This window comes from Paracoccus aerius, from assembly GCF_014656455.1.
Taxonomy (GTDB): Bacteria; Pseudomonadota; Alphaproteobacteria; order Rhodobacterales; family Rhodobacteraceae; genus Paracoccus; species Paracoccus aerius.
On record NZ_BNCL01000009.1, the window covers coordinates 46,010 to 70,127 of the forward strand.

24 protein-coding genes are annotated in these 24,118 nt (G+C 66.6%); 16 read left to right on the top strand and 8 right to left on the bottom strand.

Translation table 11 applies throughout. The annotated features are described in order from the left end of the window. Nucleotides 1-10: 10 nt before the first annotated feature. Complete coding sequence (pdxY, locus tag IE224_RS11840; protein ID WP_191310628.1) at nt 11-847, bottom strand: pyridoxal kinase; 837 nt, start codon at nt 845-847, stop codon at nt 11-13. Then, nucleotides 844-1,527, bottom strand: coding sequence for an MOSC domain-containing protein (locus IE224_RS11845; RefSeq protein ID WP_373305549.1), 684 nt, complete (start codon nt 1,525-1,527; stop codon nt 844-846). Before IE224_RS11845 ends, pdxY begins: the two co-directional genes overlap by 4 nt. Before the next feature lie 129 nt (nt 1,528-1,656). Between IE224_RS11845 and IE224_RS11850 the strand changes: the two genes are divergently transcribed. Together IE224_RS11850 and IE224_RS11855 are read left to right on the top strand one after the other, a co-directional pair. Then, entirely contained in the window at nt 1,657-2,778 is a 1,122-nt protein-coding gene (locus IE224_RS11850; RefSeq protein WP_167622355.1) for a Ppx/GppA phosphatase family protein, read from the top strand. A 1-nt stretch (nt 2,779) separates the two neighbouring features. Further along, on the top strand, nt 2,780-3,535 hold the full coding sequence (locus tag IE224_RS11855; protein WP_191310630.1) for an RlmE family RNA methyltransferase: 756 nt from the start codon (nt 2,780-2,782) through the stop codon (nt 3,533-3,535). Here IE224_RS11855 and IE224_RS11860 read toward each other — a convergent pair. Then, nucleotides 3,532-4,443, bottom strand: a complete 912-nt coding sequence (locus tag IE224_RS11860) for a helix-turn-helix domain-containing protein (protein ID WP_202380179.1) — start codon at nt 4,441-4,443, stop codon at nt 3,532-3,534. The genes IE224_RS11855 and IE224_RS11860 overlap by 4 nt on opposite strands. 164 nt (nt 4,444-4,607) lie before the next feature. Beyond that, nucleotides 4,608-5,507 carry a tRNA (adenosine(37)-N6)-dimethylallyltransferase MiaA gene (gene miaA / locus IE224_RS11865; protein WP_235986281.1) on the bottom strand — a complete coding sequence of 300 codons (900 nt, stop codon included), beginning with the start codon at nt 5,505-5,507 and terminating at the stop codon, nt 4,608-4,610. A gap of 87 nt (nt 5,508-5,594) precedes the next feature. Between miaA and pyrH the strand changes: the two genes are divergently transcribed. The 8 genes from pyrH (at nt 5,595) to IE224_RS11905 (ending at nt 14,155) form a co-directional block, all read left to right on the top strand. After that, nucleotides 5,595-6,329, top strand: a complete 735-nt coding sequence (gene pyrH, locus IE224_RS11870; protein ID WP_167622351.1) for a UMP kinase — start codon at nt 5,595-5,597, stop codon at nt 6,327-6,329. A 119-nt stretch (nt 6,330-6,448) separates the two neighbouring features. After that, nucleotides 6,449-7,012, top strand: a complete 564-nt coding sequence (frr, locus tag IE224_RS11875) for a ribosome recycling factor (protein ID WP_167622350.1) — start codon at nt 6,449-6,451, stop codon at nt 7,010-7,012. A 9-nt stretch (nt 7,013-7,021) separates the two neighbouring features. After that, nucleotides 7,022-7,756 carry a polyprenyl diphosphate synthase gene (uppS, locus tag IE224_RS11880; protein ID WP_191310636.1) on the top strand — a complete coding sequence of 245 codons (735 nt, stop codon included), beginning with the start codon at nt 7,022-7,024 and terminating at the stop codon, nt 7,754-7,756. Further along, on the top strand, nt 7,753-8,598 hold the full coding sequence (locus tag IE224_RS11885; RefSeq protein WP_167622348.1) for a phosphatidate cytidylyltransferase: 846 nt from the start codon (nt 7,753-7,755) through the stop codon (nt 8,596-8,598). Before uppS ends, IE224_RS11885 begins: the two co-directional genes overlap by 4 nt. 3 nt (nt 8,599-8,601) lie before the next feature. After that, nucleotides 8,602-9,759: a 1-deoxy-D-xylulose-5-phosphate reductoisomerase gene (gene dxr, locus IE224_RS11890; RefSeq protein ID WP_191310639.1), complete on the top strand. Its 1,158-nt coding sequence runs from the start codon at nt 8,602-8,604 to the stop codon at nt 9,757-9,759. Continuing rightward, a complete protein-coding gene (gene rseP, locus IE224_RS11895) occupies nt 9,756-11,087 on the top strand; it encodes an RIP metalloprotease RseP (RefSeq protein WP_191310640.1) in 1,332 nt (443 codons plus the stop codon). Before dxr ends, rseP begins: the two co-directional genes overlap by 4 nt. 105 nt (nt 11,088-11,192) lie before the next feature. Next, nucleotides 11,193-13,499 carry an outer membrane protein assembly factor BamA gene (bamA, locus tag IE224_RS11900; protein WP_191310642.1) on the top strand — a complete coding sequence of 769 codons (2,307 nt, stop codon included), beginning with the start codon at nt 11,193-11,195 and terminating at the stop codon, nt 13,497-13,499. Next, nucleotides 13,499-14,155 (top strand): OmpH/Skp family outer membrane protein, encoded by a 657-nt coding sequence (locus IE224_RS11905; RefSeq protein ID WP_191310645.1) that lies wholly within the window; start codon nt 13,499-13,501, stop codon nt 14,153-14,155. The genes bamA and IE224_RS11905 overlap by 1 nt, the downstream gene beginning before the upstream one ends. Here IE224_RS11905 and IE224_RS11910 read toward each other — a convergent pair whose 3' ends face one another. Further along, nucleotides 14,156-15,094 carry a nucleoside hydrolase gene (locus IE224_RS11910; protein ID WP_167622343.1) on the bottom strand — a complete coding sequence of 313 codons (939 nt, stop codon included), beginning with the start codon at nt 15,092-15,094 and terminating at the stop codon, nt 14,156-14,158. 122 nt (nt 15,095-15,216) lie between these two features. Here IE224_RS11910 and IE224_RS11915 point away from each other — a divergent pair, with 122 nt between their 5' ends. Next, the gene (locus IE224_RS11915; RefSeq protein ID WP_191310651.1) at nt 15,217-17,025 is read left to right on the top strand and encodes an ABC-F family ATP-binding cassette domain-containing protein; all 1,809 of its coding nucleotides are present in this window, start codon (nt 15,217-15,219) and stop codon (nt 17,023-17,025) included. Here the strand turns inward: IE224_RS11915 and IE224_RS11920 are convergent. Further along, complete coding sequence (locus IE224_RS11920) at nt 17,022-17,996, bottom strand: zinc-binding metallopeptidase family protein (protein WP_167622341.1); 975 nt, start codon at nt 17,994-17,996, stop codon at nt 17,022-17,024. The two genes, IE224_RS11915 and IE224_RS11920, sit on opposite strands and share 4 nt — an antisense overlap. Before the next feature lie 273 nt (nt 17,997-18,269). Between IE224_RS11920 and rplU the strand changes: the two genes are divergently transcribed. The 4 genes from rplU (at nt 18,270) to IE224_RS11940 (ending at nt 20,705) form a co-directional block, all read left to right on the top strand. Next, complete coding sequence (gene rplU, locus IE224_RS11925; RefSeq protein ID WP_167622340.1) at nt 18,270-18,632, top strand: 50S ribosomal protein L21; 363 nt, start codon at nt 18,270-18,272, stop codon at nt 18,630-18,632. A gap of 12 nt (nt 18,633-18,644) precedes the next feature. Next, a complete protein-coding gene (gene rpmA, locus IE224_RS11930) occupies nt 18,645-18,917 on the top strand; it encodes a 50S ribosomal protein L27 (RefSeq protein WP_167622339.1) in 273 nt (90 codons plus the stop codon). A 93-nt stretch (nt 18,918-19,010) separates the two neighbouring features. Beyond that, nucleotides 19,011-19,577 (top strand): GNAT family N-acetyltransferase, encoded by a 567-nt coding sequence (locus tag IE224_RS11935; RefSeq protein WP_191310653.1) that lies wholly within the window; start codon nt 19,011-19,013, stop codon nt 19,575-19,577. Between the two features lie 147 nt (nt 19,578-19,724). Further along, nucleotides 19,725-20,705, top strand: a complete 981-nt coding sequence (locus IE224_RS11940) for an LLM class flavin-dependent oxidoreductase (RefSeq protein WP_191310760.1) — start codon at nt 19,725-19,727, stop codon at nt 20,703-20,705. 71 nt (nt 20,706-20,776) lie between these two features. Here IE224_RS11940 and trpS read toward each other — a convergent pair whose 3' ends face one another. After that, nucleotides 20,777-21,811, bottom strand: a complete 1,035-nt coding sequence (gene trpS, locus IE224_RS11945) for a tryptophan--tRNA ligase (RefSeq protein WP_191310655.1) — start codon at nt 21,809-21,811, stop codon at nt 20,777-20,779. A gap of 75 nt (nt 21,812-21,886) precedes the next feature. Between trpS and IE224_RS11950 the strand changes: the two genes are divergently transcribed. Then, complete coding sequence (locus IE224_RS11950; RefSeq protein WP_191310656.1) at nt 21,887-22,588, top strand: rhomboid family intramembrane serine protease; 702 nt, start codon at nt 21,887-21,889, stop codon at nt 22,586-22,588. Here IE224_RS11950 and murJ read toward each other — a convergent pair. Further along, nucleotides 22,585-24,114: a murein biosynthesis integral membrane protein MurJ gene (murJ, locus tag IE224_RS11955; protein WP_191310657.1), complete on the bottom strand. Its 1,530-nt coding sequence runs from the start codon at nt 24,112-24,114 to the stop codon at nt 22,585-22,587. The two genes, IE224_RS11950 and murJ, sit on opposite strands and share 4 nt — an antisense overlap. Between the last annotated feature and the right edge of the window lie 4 nt (nt 24,115-24,118).

The window sequence follows — 24,118 nt, forward strand, 5'->3', positions numbered from 1 at the left end:
TCCTCCGGTTCTACAGGGTCAGCAGGGCGGCGCGGAAGCCTGGTTCGGACAGCACGACCTCTTGCGCGCCAATGCGCTCGGCATGGGCGAGCGCGACCGAGGTCAACTGCTGGGCGGCGTCAACGGCCTGCTGCAGGCTGCGGCCCCTGCCCAGCGAGGCAATGACCAGGCCCGCGAACAGGTCGCCCGTGCCGGGAAGGGCCACGGGCAGGCGGCGGATCGGGTGACGGGTCGCGCCGCCGGGTCCAAGGATCACGCTTTCCAGATGATCGGGCGCCGTGTCGTCCAGCACGCAGCCGGTCGCGATCAACGTCGCGCCCGGGGCCATCCGCAACGCGGCGGCGGCGGTGTGAAGGTCGCCCATTCCCAATATCGCGGGGCCGGTCAGGTGGCCCAGTTCGAACGAGTTCGGCGTCGCCAGGTCGGCCAGCGGCAGCAGCCGGTCGCGCATGACCTCTGCCAGTTCAGCCGGAACGTAAAGGCCCGGCCCGTGGTCCCCCATCACGGGGTCGCACAGGTATCGCAGCGCAGGGTTCGCGGCCTTTGCGCGGACTACGAAATCCGCCGCCAGCAGCGCCACCTCGACCGAGCCGATATAGCCCGTCATCAGCCATTCGGCACGCTGCGGCAGGCCGCGTTCCCAAGCCCCCAGCAGAAGGTCGGCGAACAGGTCCGGCGGCAGGGGCGCGCCGCGCAGGGTCGGATAATCGGGCGTGTTCGAAAAGATCACGGTGGGGATCGCCGCGACCTCCAGTCCCGCTGCCTGCATCGGGAAGACAGCGGCCGAATTGCCGACATGGCCGTGGACGACCTGGCTTTGGATGGAAATCACCAGCGGCGGTTTCATGTCCGGCCCTCCAGCCGGGGGCGCCAATCCTCGACCCGGCCGCTGTCCAGGCGGCGCTGCGCATATTTGCGCCATCCCTCGGCCAGCACGTCCAGGGCGGCGATGCCCCGCAATTCGTCGCGGTTCAGGCGGTCCACATACATCGCCTGCCACAGGCGTCGCAGCGTCCAGTCGGGTGCCAGCCGGTCGATCAGGTCCAGACCGTCGCCGGGGGCCACTGTGCCCGGCTGCAGGACGCGGTAATACCAGCCGGTGCGGCCCGTCTGCTGAACCCGCCGCGCCATGTCGGGAAGACCGAAGCGGGGGTTCAGCTTCCAGCAGGGCTGCCGGCCTTGCGACACCTGCACAAGGGCGCCACCAAGCCGGAAGATGTCGCCCACGGCCACCGCGTCCTCGGTCAGGCCCGCGACCGAGATGTTCTCGCCGAAGGCGCCCGGATGGTCCAACAGCGGCAGGTCGCCGAGATCGGCCCGCCATGCGTCGTAATGGTCCCAGGGATAGTGATGGACGGCCTTTTCCGGCCCGCCGTGGACCCTGCGGTCAGCCTGCTCGTCGCCCTCGAATCCGGTGGCGGTCAGCGGCAGCGGCCGGTCAGCGGCCGTCTTTGCGATGGCGCTTTTTGCATGGCTGCCCGCAAGGGGCGCGGCGGGTCCGGTCAGCACGGTCAATGTCATGGTCATCCGAAGGCAAACTTGCAGCCGTTATCAACCGACTGCGTCCCCTTCGGCAATCACCCTTTCGCCGCCCCTTGAACGTGCCAGGGGGGCGCGTTACGTTTTGTTCAACTTGACATCGGAGGGCGTGTTCTCATGACGCCCAAGCGTCCTGCGGGTGCGGACGCGTTCCCGAAAATTGCGGTAGAGCCGTCCGTCGCCCGCCAACCCGAGGAGGGGGCGCTTTATGCTGCCCTCGACCTTGGCACAAACTCGTGCCGGATGCTGATTGCCCGACCGAAGGGCAGTCAGTTCCAGGTCATCGACAGCTTCTCCAAGCCGGTTCAGCTTGGCCAGGGGCTGGAAGCGTCTGGGCGCCTGTCGCGCAGCTCGATGGCGCGCACGGTCCATGCGTTGCAGGTCTGCCGGCGCAAGCTGGAACAGCACCGCGTCCGCAACATGCGCCTTGTCGCGACCGAGGCTTGCCGGCGCGCGAGGAACAGCCGCGACCTGATGCGCACCATCCGGCGCGAGACCGGCCTGCCGATCGAGATCATCGGCGCCGAGGAGGAAGCGCGGCTTGCCGTGATTTCCTGCGCGCCGCTGGTCAGCCACAAGACCGAGACGCTGATGGTCGTCGATATCGGCGGCGGATCGACCGAACTTGTCTGGATCGACCTGGAAGACGTGGAACCCAAGGAACGTCCCCGCGCGATCATGCGGTTGTCGGACGGCTTCGGCAACCCACAGCCCGGCGGGGCGCGCGTGGTGGACTGGATCAGCGTGCCTTTGGGCGTGGCGACGCTGCGCGACCAGTTTGCCGATGTCGAGGACGACGGGGGCCGCTTTGCCCTGATGTCCTGGTATTTCGAGGAAATGCTGTCGGGCTTCACCCCCTATGCGCAGGGGTCGCCCGACGAGGGGTTCCAGATCATCGGCACCTCCGGGACGGTGACGACGGTCGCGGCCAGCTTCCTTGGCCTGCGCCGCTATGACCGGACCAAGGTGGACGGGCTGGAGATGACCAGCGACCAGATCGACCGGGTGATCCATTCCTATCTGCAGCTTGGCCCGGAAGGCCGCCGCGCCGATCCCCGTATCGGGCGCGAACGCCATGCGCTGATCATGTCGGGGGCGGCGATCCTGCAGACGCTGATGCGGATCTGGCCCACCAGCAAGCTGTCGGTCGCCGACCGTGGCCTGCGCGAGGGGTTGCTTTATGCCCAGATGGTGCGCGATGGGGTGCTGGCCTCGGATGGACTGAACGGAGTGGCATGAGATGACGAAAGCACCAGGCAGCCGCGAAGGGAAATCCAGCGGTCGCGGCGCCCGCGACCTGCGCGTGCGGGTCAAGACCGCCAAGGGCCGCAAGCTGTCCAGCAAGCTGTGGCTGGAACGGCAGTTGAACGACCCCTATGTCGCCCGCGCCAGGCGCGAGGGGTTCCGGGGCCGCGCGGCCTACAAGATCCTGGAACTGGACGACAAGTATCGCTTCCTCGTCCCCGGCGCCCGTGTCGTCGACCTTGGCTGCGCGCCCGGCGGCTGGTGCCAGGTGGCCGTGCAGCGGGTGAATGCGCTTGGGGAAAAGGGTGGCCAGGCCGTGGGCAAGGTCCTGGGCGTCGACCTGCAAGAGGTCGATCCGATCGCCGGGGCCGAAATCCACCAGCTTGATTTCCTGTCCGAAGGGGCAGACGACAAGGTCAAGGACTGGCTAGGCGGTCCCGCCGATGTTGTGATGTCCGACATGGCCGCCGCCTCGTCTGGTCACAAGGGCACCGACCACCTGCGGATCGTGGCCCTGGTCGAGGCTGCGGCGGCGTTTGCCTTTGATGTTCTCGAACCGGGCGGGACGTTTGTCGCCAAGGTCCTGGCGGGCGGCGCGGAAACCGAGATGCAGGCGATGCTGAAGCGCAACTTCGACAAGGTCGCGAACGTCAAGCCGCCCGCCAGCCGCAGCGATTCATCAGAAAAGTTCGTGGTTGCCACGGGCTACCGCGGACGCCAGCCTAGGGATGCCGAACAGGACGAGCTTTAGCAGGCTTGCGCCCTGAACGCGTCGGGCGTCCGTCCGGTCGCGGCGACGAAGCTGCGGATGAAATGGGCGTGGCTGGAATAGCCAAGCTCGGCCGCGATGCGCATGGTGGGCCGGTTGCTGTGGCGCAGCAGATCCGCCGCGCGTTCCAGTTGCAGGTCGTGGATCAGTTCGACCGCGCGCTTGCCCCGTGCCGCCAGGCAGGCTTGGTCAAGCGTGCCCGTGGTGCTGCCCAGGTCCGACGCAAGCTCGGCCACCGACCGGGCCGATCCCAACTGTTGTTCCGCAAGCGCCAGAAACCGTTCGATCAACGGAAGGTCGGGGGCCACCTCGTCCGTCGTCTCGGGCGGGCGGTCGGGCATCAGCTGCCCTAGGCGCAGCGACAGCAGGTTCATCAGGCATGACAGGGCGCCAGGATCGGGATTGGCGGTTTCGACCGCCAGTTCGTGCAGCGTGGCCTCCAACTGGGCGGCATGGGTGCCGACATGGGCGCCGAGCCCGCGTTCCGGCAGCGGAGGCTGCGCCCCGGCTGCAAGGGCCACGGAGATCAGGGTTACGTGCCCCCGCGCCCCGGCGGATGGGATCGCGGCAAAGGCGGTGCCCGCGGGGATGTGGCGCAGATCCCCCGCCCGCAGCACGAAGTGGTCGCGCGGAAAGTCCAGTTGCACCCGCCCCTCGGTCACCCAGATCAGCGTATGGTCAGTGCGCGTGCGCGGCTGGGGCGGCATGGCCCGGCTGCCCCAGATGAAGGCCTGCAGCGGCAGAAGCCGCATCCCCGCCTGCCGTGCGACCGGCCGTCCCTCGCGCAGCGCAGGGCGCATTCCGAACGCCGCCGAGACCGGCTTGGCGGGGGCGCTTGCAGCAAGGCCGGGGCCAGCTGGCACCGCTTCGGGAATGGAAGGTGCGGTCACTTCGCTGTCGCTCAGGCGTCGGCCCGCCCTGATCCGACTGGCCGAAAAGGGAAAACCATCCCATTGTGTCTGTTCGAATGACGACATGAGCACCGCCTGACACCGCACCAACTAAGCGGATTGTTGCCTATTGGCAGATATAACTCAATCAGGCGGCAAAAAGATCAATCATTACGTGTATTTTCTGCATCAGCCGAAACCGGCGACCAGTCCTTCATCCGCCCCCTGAACCAGATGCGCTGTGACTTGGCGTATTGGCGGGTCGCGATGATCGCGCGTTCAGTGGCGGTGGGCAGATCCATCTGTCCGCGCAGATGGGCCACCAGTTCGGGTGCCCCGATCGCCCGCGCCCATTGCTGGCCCGGATTCCAATGGGGCAGCATGGCGCGGACTTCCTCAAGGGCGCCGTGCTGCATCATCTGGCCAAAGCGCAGGGCGATGCGACGGGCCAGCCAGTCGCGATCGGCCGTGACCACAAGGCGCTGCGCCTGGTCTGGCGCGACCAGGGGCGGGGGCGTGTCAGCCTGCCAGTCGGCAAGGCCGCGTCCGGTCGCGGCCAGGACCTCCCACGCGCGCTGGACGCGGGCGGGGTTCTGGATGTCGATCCGGTCGCGGGTGGCGGGGTCCAGGTCGGCCACCATGCGTGCCAGCCCCCCTTCCGCCGCCAGCCGGGCATCGCCTTCCGCCCGGATTTCGGACGGGGTGGGGGGCACATAGGCCAGCCCCTGCGTCAGCGCGGTCAGGTAAAGCCCGGTGCCGCCTACCACGATCAGCCGTCGCTCCAGCAGCCCGGCCAGGTCGCGCAGCCAGTCGCCGACGGAATAAGTCACGCCCGGCGCGACATGGCCGTAAAGCGCATGGGGTGCCGCTGCCTCGTCCTCGGGGGAAGGTCGCGCCGTCAGGACCCGCCAGCAGGACCAGATCTGCAGGGCGTCGGCATTTACGATCAGCCCGCCCTGCGCACGGGCAACACGCAGCGCAAGCGCCGATTTGCCGCTGGCGGTCGGTCCTGCGATCAGCAGGTGGCGCTTGGGGTCGATCTGGTCCAGACGGATCACGGGCAGGCAGCTTTCGGGCGGTTGAACACGGCCGCCTTTTGCGACATTTTGCGCGGCGATAAAAGCGACCGGCGCGGACACGAAGGAACCAACATGACCGATCATCAGGGCACGGCACCCGCGCAATACGGCAGGGTGATGCTGAAAATCTCGGGCGAGGCGCTGATGGGCGATCAGGGCTATGGCCTGCACCCGCCAACCGTGTCGCGCATCGCCGACGAGGTGGAATCGGTCCAGAAGATGGGGGTCGAGGTCTGCATGGTGATCGGCGGCGGCAACATCTTCCGCGGCCTGCAAGGCAGCGCCCAGGGGATGGAGCGGACGACGGCCGACTACATGGGGATGCTGGCCACGGTGATGAACGCGCTTGCGATGCAATCCGCGCTTGAAGCCAAGGGCCTGCATTGCCGCGTCATCAGCGCCATCCGCATGGATGAGGTCTGCGAGCCCTATATCCGCCGCCGCGCCATCCGCCATCTGGAAAAGAAGCGGATCGTGATCTTCGCGGCCGGCACCGGCAACCCGTATTTCACCACCGACACCGCAGCCACCCTGCGCGCGAATGAGATGAACTGCGAGGCGATCTTCAAGGGCACCAAGGTCGATGGCGTCTATGACAAGGATCCCAAGAAGCACACTGATGCCAAGCGCTACGGCGAGGTCAGCTATGACGAGGTGCTGCAAAAGCACTTGGGCGTGATGGACGCATCCGCCATCGCGCTGGCCCGCGACAACCGCCTGCCGATCATCGTCTTCTCGCTGGACGAACCGGGCGGGTTCCGGGGCATCCTGGAAGGCCGCGGCACCTATACCCGCGTGCATAACTGACGCCCGCCACCGCGCGCGCGATGGCCGGCAAGGGCTTGCCCGCAAGGGGGGCAAAGTCTTTGCCAAGCCATGCTTCTCTCGCTACAAGCAATCAAAATTCAATGCAAAGGCAGTTCCCCATGGCAGAGGACATCGAAATCGACATCGACGATCTGGAACGGCGGATGAAGGGCGCGATGGACAGCCTGCGCCACGAATTCTCCAGCCTGCGGACGGGGCGGGCCTCGGCCTCGATGATCGACCCGGTCCAGGTCGACGCCTATGGCCAGATGACCCCGATCAACCAGTTGGGCACCGTCAACGTCCCCGAGCCGCGCATGGTCACCATCAACGTCTGGGACAAGGGCATGGTCGGCAAGGTCGAAAAGGCGCTGCGCGAATCCGGGCTGGGGATCAATCCGCAGTTGAACGGCACCATCATCATGCTGCCGATCCCCGAACTGAACGAGGAACGCCGCCGCGAGCTGACCAAGGTCGCGGCCCAGTATGCCGAAAGCGCCCGCGTCGCCATCCGCAACGTCCGCCGCGACGGCATGGACCAGATCAAGAAGGGCAAGGCCAACGGCATGCCCGAGGATGACCAGAAGTTCTGGGAAACCGCCGTGCAAGAGCTGACCGACAAGATGATCGGGCAGGTCGATCAGGCGCTTGAAGGCAAACAAGCCGAAATCATGCAGGTCTGAGGGACGAACATGGCCGCTGAAACCGCACCGCTGCTGCTATCGGGCGGGGTCGATCAGCGGCCCCGGCATGTCGCCATCATCATGGACGGGAATGGTCGCTGGGCCACCAACAAGGGCTGGCCGCGCCTTGTCGGCCACCGGCGGGGGGCGGAACGCGTCAAGCAGATCGTCCGCGCCTGCCCCGATCTGGGCGTGAACTGGTTGACCGTCTATGCCTTTTCCACCGAGAACTGGAAGCGCACGACCGAGGAAGTCCTGGGTCTGATGAAGATCTTCCGCCGCTATATCCAGTATGAAGCCGAAGGCATGGCCGCCGAAGGCGTGCGCCTGCGCTTCATCGGGGGGCGGGAACGGCTGGATGCCAAGCTGCAGGCGCTGATGTCGTCGATCGAAACCCGGACGGCCGGCAACAGCCGCCTGAACCTGACGGTGGCGATCAACTATGGCGGGCGGGACGAATTGACCCGCGCGACCGCGCGCCTTGCCGAGAAGATCGCCCGCGGCGAGGTCGAGCGGCCGACCGAGGCCGACCTGGCGGCTTGCCTCGACACGGCGGGCCATCCCGACCCCGACCTGGTGATCCGCACCTCGGGCGAGACGCGGACCTCGAACTTCCTGCCCTGGCAGGCGGCCTATGCCGAATACGAATTTTCGCCGGTTCTGTGGCCCGACTTCACGCCCGACCATCTTGCGCAGATCCTCGACCGCTTCGGGATGCGCGACAGGCGTTTCGGGGGCGCATGAGCGCGGGACGCGCAAAGGCGCTGAGGCCTCCGCCAGGGAAATGGGGCGACCTGTCGCGGCGCGTGGCCTCGACGCTGGTCCTGCTGGGGATCGGCGTGATGCTGGCGGTGGCGACGGGCGTCTGGCTGCGGCTGTCGATGGCGCTGATCTCGGCCGTGACCTTCTGGGAACTGGCCGCCATGACCGGCTGGCGCAACCCGCGCCTTCATCCGGGCATCTTCGGGGCCTGGCGTCCCTTTGCCCTGGCCGTCATCGCCTTCATGTCCCAATTCGTCTCGCAGATGTTCGACCATCCGGTCGCCTTCCTGGCCCTGCTGTTTCCGCTGGTCGCGGGGCTGCCCGGCGCTGCGACGCGTGACCGCTGGACCTATGCCATCTTCGGGCTGGCGATCATGCTGGTCGCCTATGGACTGGTCGGATTTCGGGAAACCTATGGCCTCAACTTCGTGCTGTGGCTGATGGGAATCGTCATCATCTCGGACACGGCCGGCTATTTCTTCGGGCGGATGATCGGCGGGCCGAAATTCTGGCCCTCGCTCAGTCCCAAGAAGACCTGGTCGGGGACGATCGCGGGCTGGATCGGCGCGCTGCTGCTGGGCGTTCTGCTGTGGCGGCTGGGGCGGGGCGACGCAATGCTGATCTGGTGTTCGCCCATCGTCTGCTTCGCGGGTCAGATGGGGGACATCGCCGAAAGCTGGCTGAAGCGGCGGGCAGGGGTCAAGGACAGTTCGAACCTGATCCCGGGGCACGGCGGCTTCATGGACCGCTTTGACGCAGTGACGGGCGCGGTGCTGGCGACCATGCTGATCGGCCTTCTGACCGCCCTTCCGGCGGTGAACTGACCCATGCGGCGAATCTCGATCTTCGGGGCCACGGGGTCCGTGGGCGCGAACGGCGTCGACCTGATCCGCCGCGCGGGCGGGCCTGACGCCTATCACACCGTTGCCCTGACGGGCGGGCGCAACATCGCAAGGCTTGCCCGCATGGCGCGCGACCTGCGGGCCGAGGTGGCGGTGACCGCGCATCCCGAACTGCTGGACGACCTGCGCGACGCCTTGGCCGGCAGCGGGGTTCAGGCCGCCGCCGGACCGGATGCCCTGGTCGAGGCCGCGCAACGGCCAGCCGACTGGGTGCTGTCGGCCATCGTCGGCGCGGCGGGGCTTGTGCCGGGCCTGACGGCGCTTGCCCAAGGGGGCATTCTGGCGCTTGCCAACAAGGAATCGCTGGTCTGCGCGGGGCCACTGCTGCGCCGGGCCGCCGCCGCCAGTGGCGCCAGGATCCTGCCGGTCGATTCCGAACATTCCGCAATTTTCCAGGCGCTTGGTCCGGAAAAGCTGGAATCCGTCAAGGACGTGACCATTACCGCCTCGGGCGGGGCGTTCCGCGACTGGCCGCTGGAACGGCTGGCCGCCGCGACGGTTGCCGAGGCATCCACCCATCCCAACTGGGCGATGGGGCAGCGCATCACGATCGACAGCGCCTCGATGTTCAACAAGGCGATGGAAGTGATAGAGGCGAAGGAGTTCTTCGGCCTCCCGCCCGACCGGATCAAGGTGCTGGTCCACCCGGAATCCATCATCCATGCGATGGTCAGCCATGTGGACGGCGGCACCATCGCCCATCTCGGCGCGCCCGACATGCGCCACGCCATCGGATACGCCCTGCATTGGCCCGACCGCGCCCCCCTTCCGGTCGCGCCCCTGGATCTGGCCGCGCTTGGCAGCCTGACCTTCCGCGCGCCGGACGAGGTCCGCTGGCCCGCCCTGCGCCTTGCCCGAGAGGTGATGGCCGCCGGCGGCATGGCGGGCGCGGTGTTCAACGCCGCCAAGGAACAGGCGCTTGACGACTTCATCGCCGGGCGAATCCGCTTCACCGCCATGGCGCCTCGCGTGGAAATGACCTTGCAGGCCCTGTCGGGGCGGGACGGTTTCGGCCATGATCCGGCCGATCTGGACACCGTCCTGCACTGGGACCACGAAGCACGCAAGGAAGCCGCCGCATGACCGACCTGATCCCGCAATTCGGAGGCACGCTGTGGACGCTGGCCGCGTTCTTCGTGGCCCTGGCGGTGATCGTCACGGTCCACGAATTCGGCCATTACTATATCGGCAGGCTGTCGGGCATCCGGGCCGAGGTCTTCTCGGTCGGGTTCGGTCCGCGCCTGATCTCGCGCCGCGACCGGCGGGGAACGCTGTGGCAATTGGCGGCGATCCCGCTGGGCGGATATGTGCGCTTCCTGGGCGACGCCAATGCCGCAAGCGCAGGACCGGGACAAGCCGTCGATCCCGCCCTGCGGCGGCAGACGCTGACCGGCGCGCCGCTGTGGGCGCGGTTTGCCACGCTGCTGGCCGGTCCGGTGTTCAACTTCATCCTCTCGATCCTAGTCTTTGGCGGCTTTGCACTGTTCCAGGGCATTCCGGCGGACGAGCCGCAGGTTGGCACCATTGCCGAGGCTCCGCCGGGCGTGGTCAACGAATTGCAGCCGGGGGACCGGATCCTGGCCCTGGGTGGCCAGCCCGTCGAAACCTGGCGCGACATTGGCCGCATCGCTGAAGCGCTGCCGCTGGCCGATCACCAGGACTGGACGGTGCTGCGCGACGGCGCAGAAACCACCGTCCGTGGCCCCGACCCTGTTCCCGCCCGGATCAGCGGCGTGGCCCCGCGCAGTGCGGCAGCCGATGCCGGGCTGCGGGCGGGTGATGTGGTCATGGCCATCGAAGGCCGGCCTGTCAGCCGCTTTTCGCAATTGCGCGCGGCGGTCGAGGCCGCCGAAGGCCAACCGGTGGCCCTTCAGGTCTGGCGGCCGGGTGCGGGGGTGGCGGATTACACGCTGGTCCCGAAGATGCAGGATCTTCCGGCCGAGGGCGGCGGATACGAGCGCCGCTGGCTGATCGGCGTGACAGGCGGCGAAAGCTTCTTTGCGCCCGCCACCCGCAGCGCCGGGCCGCTGGAGTCGCTGTGGCTGGGTGTCGTGCAAACTTGGGGGATCATCACCTCGTCCCTGTCGGGGATGTGGGCGATGATCTCGGGGCAGATTGACAGCTGCAACCTGGGCGGGGCGATCAGCATCGCGGAAAGCACCGGGCAGGCGGCAAGCGCGGGGGGCGGCAACTTCCTGTGGTGGATCGCGGTCCTGTCGGCGGCCATCGGGTTCCTGAACCTGCTGCCGATCCCCGTCTTGGATGGCGGGCACCTTATGTTCTACACCTGGGAGGCCCTGACTGGCCGCCCGCCGTCGGACAAGGCGCTGAATCTGCTGACGGCCATCGGGATGGCTGCGGTGCTGTCTCTGATGATTTTCGGTCTCAGCAACGATCTTTTCTGCCCCTAGGGCGCGATGCGCTTTTGACAGGGCAGGCGGTTTGATGCACAAGCTTGACGCAAAAGAAGGCGCCGCAAGCAGCGCCGTTGCAGGCTGACGACAAGAGGGGCAGCAATGACACGGAAACTGGGCAGGGGCGCGGTCGCCCTGGTGACGGCCTTGACGATCGCGGCCCCTGCGGCTCTGATCCCTGCCGCGGCTTCGGCCTATGTCTTCAACGACGTGCGGATCGAAGGATCGTCGCGGGTCGAACCGGCCACGGTCCTGTCCTATACCAACATCGCGCGCGGCCAGGACGTGTCGGCGGGCGAATTGAACGACGCGCTGCAACGCCTGCAGAATTCGGGCCTGTTCGAGACGGTCGAGATCGTGCCCCAGGGCAATGTCCTGGTGATCCGCGTCAGCGAATACCCGACGATCAACCAGATCAGCTTCGAGGGCAACCGCCGCATCAACGACGAGCAACTGTCCCAGGTCGTCCAAAGCCAGTCGCGCCGCGTTTATCAGCCCAGCCAGGCCATCCAGGACGCCAACAACATCGCCCAGGCCTATGCGGCGCAGGGCCGCCTGGCCGCACGCGTCGACCCGCGCATCATCCGCCGCAGCGACAACCGCGTTGACCTGGTCTTCGAGATTCGCGAAGGCAACGTCACGGAAATCGAGCGCATCGGCTTTACCGGCAACCGCGCCTTCAGTGACCGCCGGCTGCGCAACGTGCTGGATACCAAGCAGGCAGGCATCCTGCGCACCTTCATCCGCCGCGACACCTTTGCGCCGGAACGGCTGCAGCTTGACGAACAGTTGCTGACCGACTTCTATCGTTCGCGCGGTTACGCTGACTTCCGCGTTCAGGCCGTGGCGCCTGAAATCGCGCGGGAACGCGACGCCTTCTATATCACCTTCAACATCCAGGAAGGCCCGCGCTATCGCTTTGCGCAGGTCAACACGGTGTCCGAAATTCCGGGCGTGGATGCGGCGCCCTTCGCGGCGCAGAACCGCGTGGGCCGGGGCGACGTCTACAACCCTGCCGCAATCGACAACACCATCCGCCGGATGGAGACGATCGCGCTGCAGCAGGGGCTGAACTTCGTCAATATCGAGCCCCGCGTGACGCGCAACCCGCAGAACCAGACGCTGGACCTGACCTTCGCCTTGACGCGCGGCCCGCGCGTCTTTGTCGAACGCATCGACATCGAGGGCAACACGACCACGCTGGACCAGGTGATCCGTCGCCAGTTCAACACGGTCGAGGGCGATCCCTTCAACCCGCGTGAAATCCGCAACGCAGCCGAACGCATCCGCGCGCTTGGCTATTTCAGCGACGCGCAGGTCAACAGCCGCCCCGGCAGCAGCGACGAACAGGTGATCGTCGACGTGAACGTGGAAGAACAGCCGACCGGATCGCTGTCCTTTGGCGCGTCCTATGGCGTCGCCTCGGGCGTGGGCCTGAACGCGTCGCTGCAGGAAAACAACTTCCTGGGCCGCGGCCAGACGGTCGGGCTGTCCATCTCGACCGCGGATGGCGACCAGTCATCGTCGCTGACCTTCATCGAGCCGTATTTCCTGGGCCGCGACCTGCGCTTCGGCTTCAACACCTATTACAACGTCACCGAAAGCCTGAACTCGGACTACAACACCCGGTCCGTCGGCGTGCGTCCGTCGATCGAGTTTCCGATCTCGCAGAACGGCCGTCTGGAACTGCGCTATCGCCTGTCCAAGGAAACCCTGGGCGGGGTCGAGGACGACAGCTCGCAATTGCTGCAGAACGAGGAAGGACAGCGCGTCACCTCGGCGCTTGGCTACAGCTACCTGTGGGACACGCGCATCACCGGGCTGGACCCGCTGACCAGCTATAAACTGCGCTTCTCGCAGGATTTCGCGGGCTTGGGCGGCGACACGAAAAGCGTGACCACAAGCGCCCTGGCCGGGGTGGAAAGCAACGCCTGGCGCGAGGAGGTGACCCTGCGCGCCGAGTTCGAGGCGGGCGGGATCTTTTCCTATGACGACTATTCCACCTGGATCCTTGACCGCTATCGGGGCGGCACGCGCATCCGCGGCTTCGAACCCAACGGCATCGGTCCGCGCGACCTGAATGCCGAAAACCAGGACGGCTTGGGCGGCAACTATTTCTGGGTCGTCCGGACCGAGGCCCAGTTCCCCATCGGCCTGCCCGAGGAATACGGCATCTCGGGCGGTCTGTTCGCCGATGTCGGTTCGATCTGGGGTCTGGACACGACAGTCGGAACCCCTGGCCCGAATGGCGAGATTGACGATTCAATGTATGTCCGCGCCTCGGTCGGCGCGTCGATTTTCTGGACCACGCCCATCGGGCCGCTGCGCTTCAACTTCTCGAAGGCGGTCAAGAAGGAAGACTATGACGAGGAACAGAACTTCGACCTGACCATCTCGACGCGGTTCTGATGGGGCTGGCGCGGGGACTGGCGGTCGTCGCGCTGCTGGCCTTGCCGGGCCTTGCCCTGGGGCAGGCGGTGCCGGGGGACCAGCCTCCCGCCGCGGCGCCCCCGGCAACGCCCGAGGCGCCGCCATTGCCTTCGCGCACGATCCAAAGCCCGCGCGACGCCAAGCCCGTTGCGGCGCCGATCCTGACGGTCGATCAGGACGTGCTGTTCGCGGCCTCTGAATGGGGCAAGCGGACGCAGCGGATTTTGGAGGAAGAAGGCGGCAAGATCGAGGCCGAGAATGAACGCCTGGCCGCGCAACTGTCGGACGAGGAGTCGGCGTTGACCCAGCAGCGCGGCACCCTTGACCCCGCCGAGTTCCGCCGACTGGCCGAGGCCTTCGACACCCGCGCGACCGAGGTCCGCCGCCAACGCGCGCAGGTGGTCCAGGATCTGAACGCCTGGGCCGAGGCGGACCGCGCCGCCTTCTATCGCGCTGCGCTGCCGCTGATGGGCGAGATGATGCAGGAACGCGGAGCCGTTGCGGTCCTGGACCGGCGCACGGTCTTCGTGTCGATGGACGCCATCGACATGACGCAGGATCTGGTCAGCCGCTTGAACGCCGAATTGGGCGACGGGGCAGGGACCGTGCCGCTGAACACGCCCGTCCCGAACTAGTCACGGCAGGCGGGCAAGCCGGTCGGCCAGCAGCCTGAACAGCCCGTCGCGGTTCACGTGGCGGATGAAGTTGGCATTCGCCGGGCGGTCCGTGACCCGCCACCAGTCGGCGACGGTCATGCCGGTGGTGAACTTGCCGGTGGTCTCGATTTCCACGTTGATATGGCGGCCGGTGAACAGGTCGGGCCGAAGCAGCCAGGCGATGGTGCAGGGGTCGTGCAAGGGCGCGCCTTCGCTGCCGTATTTTTCTTTGTCGAAGCGTTCGAAGAAGTCGGTCCAGCTGGCGATCGCCGGACCGCAGCGGCCGGGCAGGGCGCGCATCCCCTCCACCCAGTCTCGCGAGGTCACCGCCTCGTGGGTGGCATCCAGCGGCATCACGACCAGCGGGACGCCTGCGGCAAAAACCTCGGCCGCGGCCTCGGGATCGACGAAGATGTTGAACTCGGCCGCGGGGGTGATGTTGCCCACCTCGAAATAGGCGCCGCCCATCAGGACAATCTCTTGCACCCGCTCGACGATGTCGGGGGCCTGGCGGAAGGCCTGGGCGATGTTGGTCAGGGGGCCGATGGGCACCAAGGTCACGGTGCCGCTGTCTTCGCGGCGCAGCCTGTCGACGATGAAGTCAACCGCGTGCTGCGTCTGCAGGGGGACCGTGGGCGCGGGCAGTTCGATCCCGTCCAGGCCGGACTTGCCGTGGACATGTTCCGCCGTGACCAGCGGGCGCACCAGCGGGCGGTCGCAGCCGGCAAAGACCGGGATGTCGGGGCGGCCTGCCAGTTCGACGATCTTGCGTGCATTCAGCTCGGTCAGCGCCAGGGGCACGTTGCCCGCCACGGCGGTCAGGCCCAGCACCTCAAGCTCGGGGCTGGCAAGGGCCAGAAGGATCGCCACGGCATCGTCTTGGCCGGGATCCGTGTCGATGATGATCTTGCGCGTCATGCCAACCTCGTGAACCGTCGGGTTCTTGTGAAAGGGAAAATCATGCGGCGCAAGTCCCTTTGCAGATCATGCAGAACAGGCCGCCATTGACCGCCTGCCCGCCCCGCGATAGGGGCGCAGGCATGGCACGCGCACCCCTTCTTCAACTGTCCGAAATTTCGCTGACCTTTGGCGGCGACCCCGTCTTCGACGGGCTTTCCCTGACGATCCAGCCCGGCGACCGGGTGGCCCTGGTGGGCCGGAACGGATCGGGCAAATCGACCCTGATGAAGGTCATGGCCGGCCTGGTCGAGGCCGACCGGGGCGAGGTCGTCCTGAGCGCGGGCGTATCGACCGGCTACATGGAGCAGGACCCCGACCTGTCAGGATTTGCGACTTTGGGCGAGTTCGCGGCCTCTGGCCTGCCCGAATCCGAAGCCTACCGCGTCGAGATGGCGGCCGAGGGGCTGAAGTTCGATCCCGCGCGTCCCGTCGCCACCGCCTCGGGCGGGGAACGCCGCCGCGCAGCGCTTGCACGCCTTCTGGCGCAGGCGCCGGAACTGATGCTTCTGGACGAGCCGACCAACCACCTGGACATCCAGGCGATCGGCTGGCTCGAGGATCACCTGTCGCAGACCCGGGCTGCCTATGTGCTGATCAGCCACGACCGGGCCTTCCTGCGCCGCCTGACCCGCGCCACCCTGTGGATCGACCGAGGAGAGGTGCGCCGCCAGGAAAAGGGCTTCGAGGGGTTCGAGGACTGGCGCGAATCCGTCTGGTCGGCCGAGGATGAGGCCCGCCACAAGCTGGACCGCAAGATCAAGGCCGAGGCCCGCTGGGCCGTCGAGGGCATCAGCGCCCGGCGCAAGCGCAACCAGGGCCGCGTCCGCGCCCTTGCCGCGCTGCGGGCCGAACGCAGCGCCCAGATCCGGCGGCAGGGCACGGCGGCCATGGCGCTCGATTCCGGGCCACAGTCGGGCAAGAAGGTGATCGAGGCCAAGGGCATCGCCAAGGCCTTTGGCGGCCGCACGATCCTGCGCCCCTTCGACCTGCTGGTGAACCGTGGCGACCGGGTGGCCTTTGTCGGACCCAACGGCGCGGGCAAGACCACGCTGATCAAGATGCTGACCGGCGAGGTTGCGCCCGACGAGGGGACTGTCATGCTGGGCACCAACCTGGAAGTCGCCGTCTTCGACCAGACCCGGTCGCAGTTGAACCCCGACCAGACCTTGTGGGAATCGCTGACCGGCGATCCCGACATGCGGGTTTCGGGCCGGGCCGACCAGGTCATGGTGCGGGGCCAGCCCAAGCATGTGGTGGCCTATCTCAAGGATTTCCTGTTCGACGACGCGCAGGCTCGCGCGCCCGTGCGCAGCCTGTCAGGTGGCGAAAAGGCGCGGCTGCTGCTGGCGCGGCTGATGGCGCGTCCGTCGAACCTGTTGGTGCTGGACGAACCCACCAACGACCTGGACGTGGAAACGCTGGACCTGCTGCAGGATCTGCTGGGCGAATATGACGGCACCGTGCTGCTGGTCAGCCACGACCGCGACTTCATCGACCGGGTGGCCGACACCACCGTCGCGATGGAAGGCGACGGCCGGGCGACGGTCTATGCCGGAGGCTGGTCCGATTACCGTGCGCAGCGGGGCGACGATACGCCCGACGCCGTGTCCGAAACAGCCCGCAAGGCAGCGGCGCCGGCCGACCGCCCCAAGGCCGCCAAGTCGGGCCTGTCCTTCACCGAGCGCCACCGCCTCGACGCGCTGCCCGCCGTGATCGAGCGGCTGGAGGCCGAGATCGGCAAGCTGATCCAGTTCCTGGCCCAGCCCGACCTGTTCACGGCGGCGCCCGCCAAGTTCCAGAAGGCGACCGAGGCCTTGGCCGAACGCCAGCAGGCCCTGGCCGCCGCCGAGGAAGAGTGGCTGGCTCTTGAGGAAAAGGCCGAGGGCTAGGCTCCTCGCGCGCCGTGCTGGCTGATCCAGCCATGCGCGAACTTGATCTTTTCGCGGATCTTCGGGGTCAGGATGAAGGGATACAGGTCGGAATTGTCCAGGGCGCGATTGATGTCGTTGATGGCGATGGCGACCTCGGCCGCAATCGTCAGCAGATGGTCCGCGTCCGTTTCCGCATAGGGCTGATAGTTGGCAGGAATGCCCTTCATCATCAGGCCCGCGCTGACGAAGCTGTCGGTGAAATCCACCATGTGCAGCAGATGCGCGACGGTTTCAGCCCAGTCCTCGTGCGGGTGCGAGGTGGCATATGCCGTGATGAAGTCCTCTCCGGGATCCTTGGGGTTGTTGTAATGCTCTTGCAGGGCTGCCGCGTAATCGGCGGATTCGTCCCCGAATAGGGCGCGGAACTCGTCCTGGAAACCTGGCGCGGCGGTCAGCCGGTCGAACAGGAAATGGGCCAGCTCGTGGCGGAAGTGTCCGACCATCGAACGATACTGCTCGCCCAGTTCCTGCTGGCGCTTGACGCGGATCAGCTCGTCCGCCTCGGTGACATTGATGACGATCTCGCCATTGTCATGGCCCATCATGATCTGCTCGGCCCGGCCGGCGCCAGTGTTTTCCGACAGCATCTGGAAGCGCGGGCGCATTCCCCCGTCGGCATCGGTGAACCACTGCCAGTTGGACAGGTTGGCCAGAACCCACCGCTTCGCCCGTTCCGCCCGTTCCAGAAGCTGCTGGTTGTCGCCGATATGCAGGGCGGGAACAACATCGGACATGCAGCAGGACCGGCACAGGGTTTCGCCGGGAATGGCGACCCAGTTGCACTGGATCGCGTCGCGGTTGGCGCAGGGGTCAGCCTCGTTCAGCATGGCGCGCGCCTCGGGGTCATAGAACAGCGCGGCGCCGCAGGCGCAGAACAGGTTCTCGAAATAAACGCGGGAGTCGCAGGCGGGGCAGGTGAAACTCTGCATGATCGGTTCCAGTATGTTCCGGGCAAGGGCTGCGAAGGAAGGCGCGCCGGGCGCCAAGGTTCCCTGATCCCGCTGAAAATTGCCATTGCGGAAATGCTTGACTTGGGACGGGGGATCCGCCATATCCGCGTCAACCGGCCGGGCCACTGCCCTTGGCCGGCATGTTATTTTCAATGACATCCCGCAGCGCGGGATGCGCAGTCCGAAGGCGGGAAACCCCAACGCCAGAGCGATCTGGGGCCGAAGGACGCGGAAACGAAGGAAGTCGAAGCGATGTTCGCGGTTCTGAAATCAGGCGGCAAGCAATACAAGGTGCAGGCGGGTGATGTCCTGCGCGTTGAAAAGCTGAATGCCGCGGCTGGCGACAAGGTCCAGTTCAACGAAATCCTCATGGTCGGCACGACCCTGGGCGCGCCGCTGGTGGATGGCGCCTGCGTGCAGGCCGAGGTCATCGACCAGATCAAGGCCGACAAGGTCATCACCTATGTCAAGCGCCGCCGCAAGCACAGCTCGCAGCGCACGCGCGGGCATCGCCAGCAACTGACCCTGCTGCGGGTGACCGACGTTCTGGCCGAAGGCGCAGGATCGACCGGCGTGAAGACCGCCGTCGGCGCGCGCACCAAAGAAAACGCGTAAGGAGACTGAGCCATGGCACATAAGAAAGCAGGCGGTTCGTCCCGCAACGGCCGCGATTCGGCTGGTCGCCGTCTTGGCGTCAAGCTGTTCGGCGGTCAGGAAGCCATCGCCGGCAACATCATCGTGCGTCAGCGCGGCACCAAATGGTGGGCTGGCGCCAATGTGGGCATGGGCAAGGATCACACCCTGTTCGCCCTGACCGACGGCCATGTGACCTTCAAGAAGGGTCTGAAGGGCCGCACCTTTATTTCGGTCATTCCCGCGACTCTCGAAGCAGCCGAGTAACCCGAGCTTAACATTTCACTGTTACAGGGGGATCGGCGGAAGCCGGTCCCCCGCCTGTTTTCCGGGGAGGGAAAATTGGTCATGTCAGCACCGATGAGGGAAGGTACGCGTTTGGACGACCTCAGCGTCACGGACGCCACGTTGAACCAGCCCGTCATCGCCACAGAACGCTTCGTCCTGCGTCCCCTGCGTCCGTCGGATGCGGGGATGATCGCCCATTACACCGCCGACAAGCGCGTGGCCGAAGGCACCCGCGCAATTCCGCATCCGCTGCCGCCCGGCGCCTCGGAAGGCTTTGTCGCGCGTGCCCTGTCCGTCGACCGGGCCGAGGATGTCTGGGCCATCGACGGTTCAGCCAACAAGCTGGCGGAACTGTTGGGCGTGGTCTCTCTGACCCGGATGGAGGACGACCAGTCGGAACTGGGCTTCTGGATCGGCGCCGGGTTCTGGAACACCGGCTTCGCGACCGAGGCCGTGGACGCCCTGGTCCGAGCCAACCCGCACAATGCCCGGACCTTGTTCGCCGAGGCTTTCCAGGACAATCCGGGTTCGGCGCGAGTGCTGACGAATTGCGGATTCGTCTATTTGGGTGATGCAGAAAGCTGGTCGGTCGCCCGCAACGCGCGGGTTCCGACCTGGACCTATCTGCGCAAGATGTAAGGCAGGGGGGCGCTCGCGCCCCCTCCGGCACCCTCGGGCGCCACTCACGCCCCGAGGATGTTTGAGCACAGAAGATAGGGCGTTGCAGTTTCTGCATCTTGCGGCATTGCAATCCTGACCGGCCGCCATACCTCGTCTGCCATGAGCATTCCCTTTTCCCTTCTCGATCTGTCGCCGGTGCCCGAGGGTTCCGAGGCCGCCGATGCGATCCGCAACACCCTTGATCTTGCGCGCCATGCCGAGAGCTGGGGCTATCGCCGGTTCTGGCTGGCCGAACATCACAACATGCCGGGCATCGCCAGTGCCGCCACGGCGGTGCTGATCGGGCTGGTGGCGCAGGCAACATCCAGCATCCGCGTGGGTGCCGGGGGGATCATGCTGCCGAACCACGCGCCGCTGACGGTGGCGGAATCATTTGGCACGCTGGCCACCGCCTTTCCGGATCGGATCGATCTTGGCCTGGGCCGCGCGCCCGGCGGGGACGGGGCCGTGATCCGCGCATTGCGCCGCGATCCGATGGCCGACAGCTTTCCGCAAGACGTGGTCGAGTTGCTGGATTACCTGGGGCCAGAGCGGCCGGGCGCCCCGGTCCGCGCGCTGCCGGGCGAGGGGACGAATGTTCCGGTCTGGATCCTGGGCAGCAGCCTGTTCGGCGCGCAACTGGCCGCGCATCTGGGCCTGCCCTATGCCTTTGCCAGCCATTTCGCGCCCTCGGATCTGGATCGGGCCATCGCCATCTATCGCGAACGGTTCCGGCCGGGGCCGTGGAACGACCGGCCGCAGGTGATGCTGGCGATCAACGTCTTTGCCGCCGACGATGGCGATGATGCGCGCTATCTGCGGACCTCGATGCAGCTGGCCTTCGCGCGGCTGCGGACGGGGATGCCCGGCAAGTTGCCGCGTCCGGTGCAGGATCTCGATGCCGAGATCGGCCCGCAGATGCGCCGTATGGTCGATGAGGCCTTGAAGATCAGCGCGGTGGGCAATGCCGACGAAGTCGGCGTCCAGTTGCACGACCTGATCTCTACCTATCGCCCGGATGAAGTGATCCTGACCGGCCAGATCCACGATCACCATGCGCGGCTGCGCAGTTTCCAGATCGCGGCAGATGTCATGAAGGCGCTGTAGTCAGGGCAGAAGTCGCTGAGACATATCGAAAGGCCGCCCGGTGATCGCGGGGCGGCCTTTTTCGTGTCAGGTCAGGGCCGGGTGCGCAGCAGGCCCATGATCTCTTTCGTGCGTTCAAGGATCGGGGTCGCGATCTCGTCCGCGCGGATCGCGCCTTTGCCAAGGATGCGGTCGATCTCGGCAGGATCGGCCATGAAGTCGTTCATCCGCTTTGTGATCGGTTCCAGCGAGGTGACCGCCAGATCGGCAAGCGCGGGCTTGAAGGCGCCGAAGCCCTGGCCCTCGAACTGCGACAGGACTTGGTCGGGGGTTTGGTCGGCCAGGGCGGCATAGATGTTGACCAGGTTTCGCGCCTCGGGCCGGTCCTTCAGGCCGTCGGTCGTGCCGGGCAGGGGGTCGGCATCCGTGCGTGCCTTGCGGATCTTCTGGGCGATCGCATCGGCACTGTCGGTCAGGTTGATCCGGCTGGCGTCCGAGGGGTCGGATTTCGACATTTTCTTCGACCCGTCCCGCAGCGACATGACCCGCGTGGCGACGCCCTCGATCAGCGGTTCGGTGATCGGGAACTGCTCGACGCCGTAGTCGTGGTTGAACTTGGCGGCGATGTCGCGGGTCAGCTCAAGGTGCTGCTTCTGATCCTCGCCCACCGGCACGGCGGTTGCCTGATAGGTCAGGATGTCGGCGGCCATCAGCGCGGGGTAGGCCAGAAGGCCCAGGCTGACATTCTCGGTGTTCTTGCCTGCCTTGTCCTTGAACTGGGTCATCCGGTACATCCAGCCGACCCGCGCGACAGTATTGAAAAGCCAGCCCATTTCAGCATGGGCGGACACCTGGCTTTGGTTGAACAGGACCGACTGCGCGGGATCGACGCCCGCTGCCATGAAGGCGGCGGCGGCTTCGCGGATGTTGAGGCGCAGGGTCTCGGGTTCCTGCCAGACAGTGATCGCGTGCAGGTCGACCAGGCAGTAGATCGTCTCGGCCTCGCCCCCTTGGAGGGCGGCGAAGCGTTTCAGGGCGCCCAGGTAGTTGCCCAGCGTCAACCCCCCTGACGGCTGGATGCCCGAGAAGATGCGCGGGGTGAAACGGGTTTTCGTCGTCTCGGTCATGTCGGGCCTGCTTGGATTTTCGCTGCCAGTGGCTTAGCCCTTGCCCAAAGCGACCGCAACCGCGAAGGAATCCCGATGCGCCAGGCCAATCCTGTCTCGCCCCTCAACCCGCTGCCCGTCGTGCTTTGGGCACTGGCCCTGCCAGCCATCGCCGGAGAGATCGTGTTCCTGCTGGGCCAGACCGGGCTGATCGGGGGCGCGCAAGGCGTGGGGCTGCGCTTGTCCGCGATGCAGATGACCGCCTTCGCGCCCGAGATGGTGCAGCGCATGTGGCAGCTTGGCGCGGTGGACTGGGACCAGGCCTATCGCATCCTGTCCTACAGCTTCGTCAACACGTCCTTCACCCATGCGCTGTTCGTGGTCGTCTTTACCCTGGCACTTGGCAACATGATCGCGCGCGAGTTCCGCCCCTGGGCGGTCGTCGCGCTGTTCCTGGGTTCGGCCATCGGGGGTGCCCTGGTCTATACGGCGGCGATATCCGTCCTGCCGGGCCGGGTGGGACCGCTGATCGGGGGCTATCCAGCCGTCTACGGGCTGGTGGGCGCCTTCACCTTCCTGCTGTGGTCCCGGCTGGGGGCGGTGCACGCCAACCGGATGCGGGCCTTCACGCTGATCGGGATGCTGCTGGCCTTTCAGCTTGTCTTCGGCATCGTCTTCGGCGGCGCGGGCTATGGCTGGATCGCCGAGATCGCAGGGTTCGGAGCGGGCTTTCTTCTCAGCTTCGTGCTGGTGGACGGGGGCGTGCAACGGGTGCTGCGCCAGATCCGGGCGCGCTAGCCGCGCCGGACCGCCGCCTTCAGGTCCGACAGCCGATAGGCCCGCGTCGCGAAGCTGAGCGCGAAGTAGATCGCGGCGCCGCCGAAGACAAGGATCAGCAGGCCCGGCACGCGGCCGATGCCCGCGCCGTCCAGCCAGCCCATCATCAGCCACAGCGCGCCCGCCATCAGTGACGATGACAGGATGATCAGCGGTGCCTTGCGGCGCAGTCGGTCATCGGCGCGTGCAGCGTCGCCCATGGCCCGCGTGCCCCACCACAGTTGCGCCACCATGATCCAGGCGGCGACGGTGGTGCCAAGCGCCGCCGCCAGGAAACCTAGCCAGGGCATCAGGCCAAAGGCCACGATCGCGTTCACCACCATCGACCAAAGGGCATAGCGGAAGGGTGTCTTCGTGTCCTCGCGCGCGAAATACAGCGGTTGCAGGATCTTCTGCAGCACGAAGGCGGGCAGGCCGAAGGCATAGACGATCAGCGCGCGGGCGGTCTGGGTCGTGTCATAGGCGGTGAACTCGCCCCGTTCGAACAGCGTGCGCACCATGGGCTCCGCGATCACGGCGATGGCGAAGGCGGCGGGCAGGGTCAGGAACAGCCCGAACTCGGTTGCGCGGGAATAGGCCGACTGGCCCCCCGCGTGGTCGCCCGCGCGAAGCCTGCGGGCGAGTTCGGGAAGCAGGACGACGGCCACGGCTGCGCCAACGACGCCCAGGGGCAACTGATACAGGCGGTCGGAATAGGACAGCCAGGAAATCGCGCCCTCGAAATGGCTGGCGACCTGGCGGCCGACCAGCAGGTTGATCTGCACCACGCCCCCTGCAAAGGCTGCGGGCAGGGCCACGGCCAGCAGGCGGCGCATGTCGGGCGTCAGGCGCGGGCGCTGCGGGCGGAAGGACCAGCCGGTGCGATGCGCGTCCCACCAGACAAGGGCAAGCTGCGCGATCCCCGTCAGCGGCGTGGCCCAGGCCAGCGTCAGGCCCACGTCCCATCCCCGCCACCAGGCCACCGCCATGGCCGCGATGAACAGCAGGTTCAGCAAGACGGGTGCCGCCGCGGCAGCCATGAACCGGCCGTTGGCGTTCAGGACGCCCGAGATCATTGAGGCCAGCGAGATCAGCAGGATATAGGGGAACATGATCCGGCCGAACTGGACGGCCAGCGGGAACCGTTCGTCGCCGGCAAAGCCCGCGGCCATCAGCCAGACCAGCCCTGGCATGAACACCATCGCGACCGCAGACAGCACCAGGACCGACATCAGCAGGCCCGAGAAGGCTTCCGAGGCAAAGCGCTGCGCATCCTCGCGGTCTTCCAGCTTCTTGGCGAACATCGGCACGAAGGCGGTGTTGAACGCCCCTTCCGCGAAGAACCGGCGGAACATGTTGGGCAGCGAGAGGCCCACGAAGAAGGCGTCGGCCACCGCGCCGCTGCCCAGCCAGGCGGCCATCAGGATGTCGCGGACAAAGCCCGACAAACGCGACACGAAGGTCCAGATCCCTACCGAGAGGAACCCGCGCACCAATCCCGATCTCATGATT

Bases quoted from the DNA above. Each gene is read 5' to 3' on its own strand.
- dxr (WP_191310639.1), top strand. From the start codon at position 8,602: ATGCGGCGAATCTCGATCTTCGGGGCCACGGGGTCCGTGGGCGCGAAC.
- pdxY (WP_191310628.1), bottom strand. From the start codon at position 847: ATGAAACCGCCGCTGGTGATTTCCATCCAAAGCCAGGTCGTCCACGGC.
- IE224_RS11885 (WP_167622348.1), top strand. From the start codon at position 7,753: ATGAGCGCGGGACGCGCAAAGGCGCTGAGGCCTCCGCCAGGGAAATGG.
- IE224_RS11910 (WP_167622343.1), bottom strand. From the start codon at position 15,094: ATGACGCGCAAGATCATCATCGACACGGATCCCGGCCAAGACGATGCC.
- uppS (WP_191310636.1), top strand. From the start codon at position 7,022: ATGGCCGCTGAAACCGCACCGCTGCTGCTATCGGGCGGGGTCGATCAG.
- rseP (WP_191310640.1), top strand. From the start codon at position 9,756: ATGACCGACCTGATCCCGCAATTCGGAGGCACGCTGTGGACGCTGGCC.
- IE224_RS11915 (WP_191310651.1), top strand. From the start codon at position 15,217: ATGGCACGCGCACCCCTTCTTCAACTGTCCGAAATTTCGCTGACCTTT.
- bamA (WP_191310642.1), top strand. From the start codon at position 11,193: ATGACACGGAAACTGGGCAGGGGCGCGGTCGCCCTGGTGACGGCCTTG.
- IE224_RS11920 (WP_167622341.1), bottom strand. From the start codon at position 17,996: ATGCAGAGTTTCACCTGCCCCGCCTGCGACTCCCGCGTTTATTTCGAG.
- rplU (WP_167622340.1), top strand. From the start codon at position 18,270: ATGTTCGCGGTTCTGAAATCAGGCGGCAAGCAATACAAGGTGCAGGCG.
- rpmA (WP_167622339.1), top strand. From the start codon at position 18,645: ATGGCACATAAGAAAGCAGGCGGTTCGTCCCGCAACGGCCGCGATTCG.
- IE224_RS11935 (WP_191310653.1), top strand. From the start codon at position 19,011: ATGAGGGAAGGTACGCGTTTGGACGACCTCAGCGTCACGGACGCCACG.
- IE224_RS11950 (WP_191310656.1), top strand. From the start codon at position 21,887: ATGCGCCAGGCCAATCCTGTCTCGCCCCTCAACCCGCTGCCCGTCGTG.
- IE224_RS11845 (WP_373305549.1), bottom strand. From the start codon at position 1,527: ATGACCATGACATTGACCGTGCTGACCGGACCCGCCGCGCCCCTTGCG.
- murJ (WP_191310657.1), bottom strand. From the start codon at position 24,114: ATGAGATCGGGATTGGTGCGCGGGTTCCTCTCGGTAGGGATCTGGACC.
- pyrH (WP_167622351.1), top strand. From the start codon at position 5,595: ATGACCGATCATCAGGGCACGGCACCCGCGCAATACGGCAGGGTGATG.
- trpS (WP_191310655.1), bottom strand. From the start codon at position 21,811: ATGACCGAGACGACGAAAACCCGTTTCACCCCGCGCATCTTCTCGGGC.
- IE224_RS11855 (WP_191310630.1), top strand. From the start codon at position 2,780: ATGACGAAAGCACCAGGCAGCCGCGAAGGGAAATCCAGCGGTCGCGGC.
- IE224_RS11905 (WP_191310645.1), top strand. From the start codon at position 13,499: ATGGGGCTGGCGCGGGGACTGGCGGTCGTCGCGCTGCTGGCCTTGCCG.
- frr (WP_167622350.1), top strand. From the start codon at position 6,449: ATGGCAGAGGACATCGAAATCGACATCGACGATCTGGAACGGCGGATG.
- IE224_RS11850 (WP_167622355.1), top strand. From the start codon at position 1,657: ATGACGCCCAAGCGTCCTGCGGGTGCGGACGCGTTCCCGAAAATTGCG.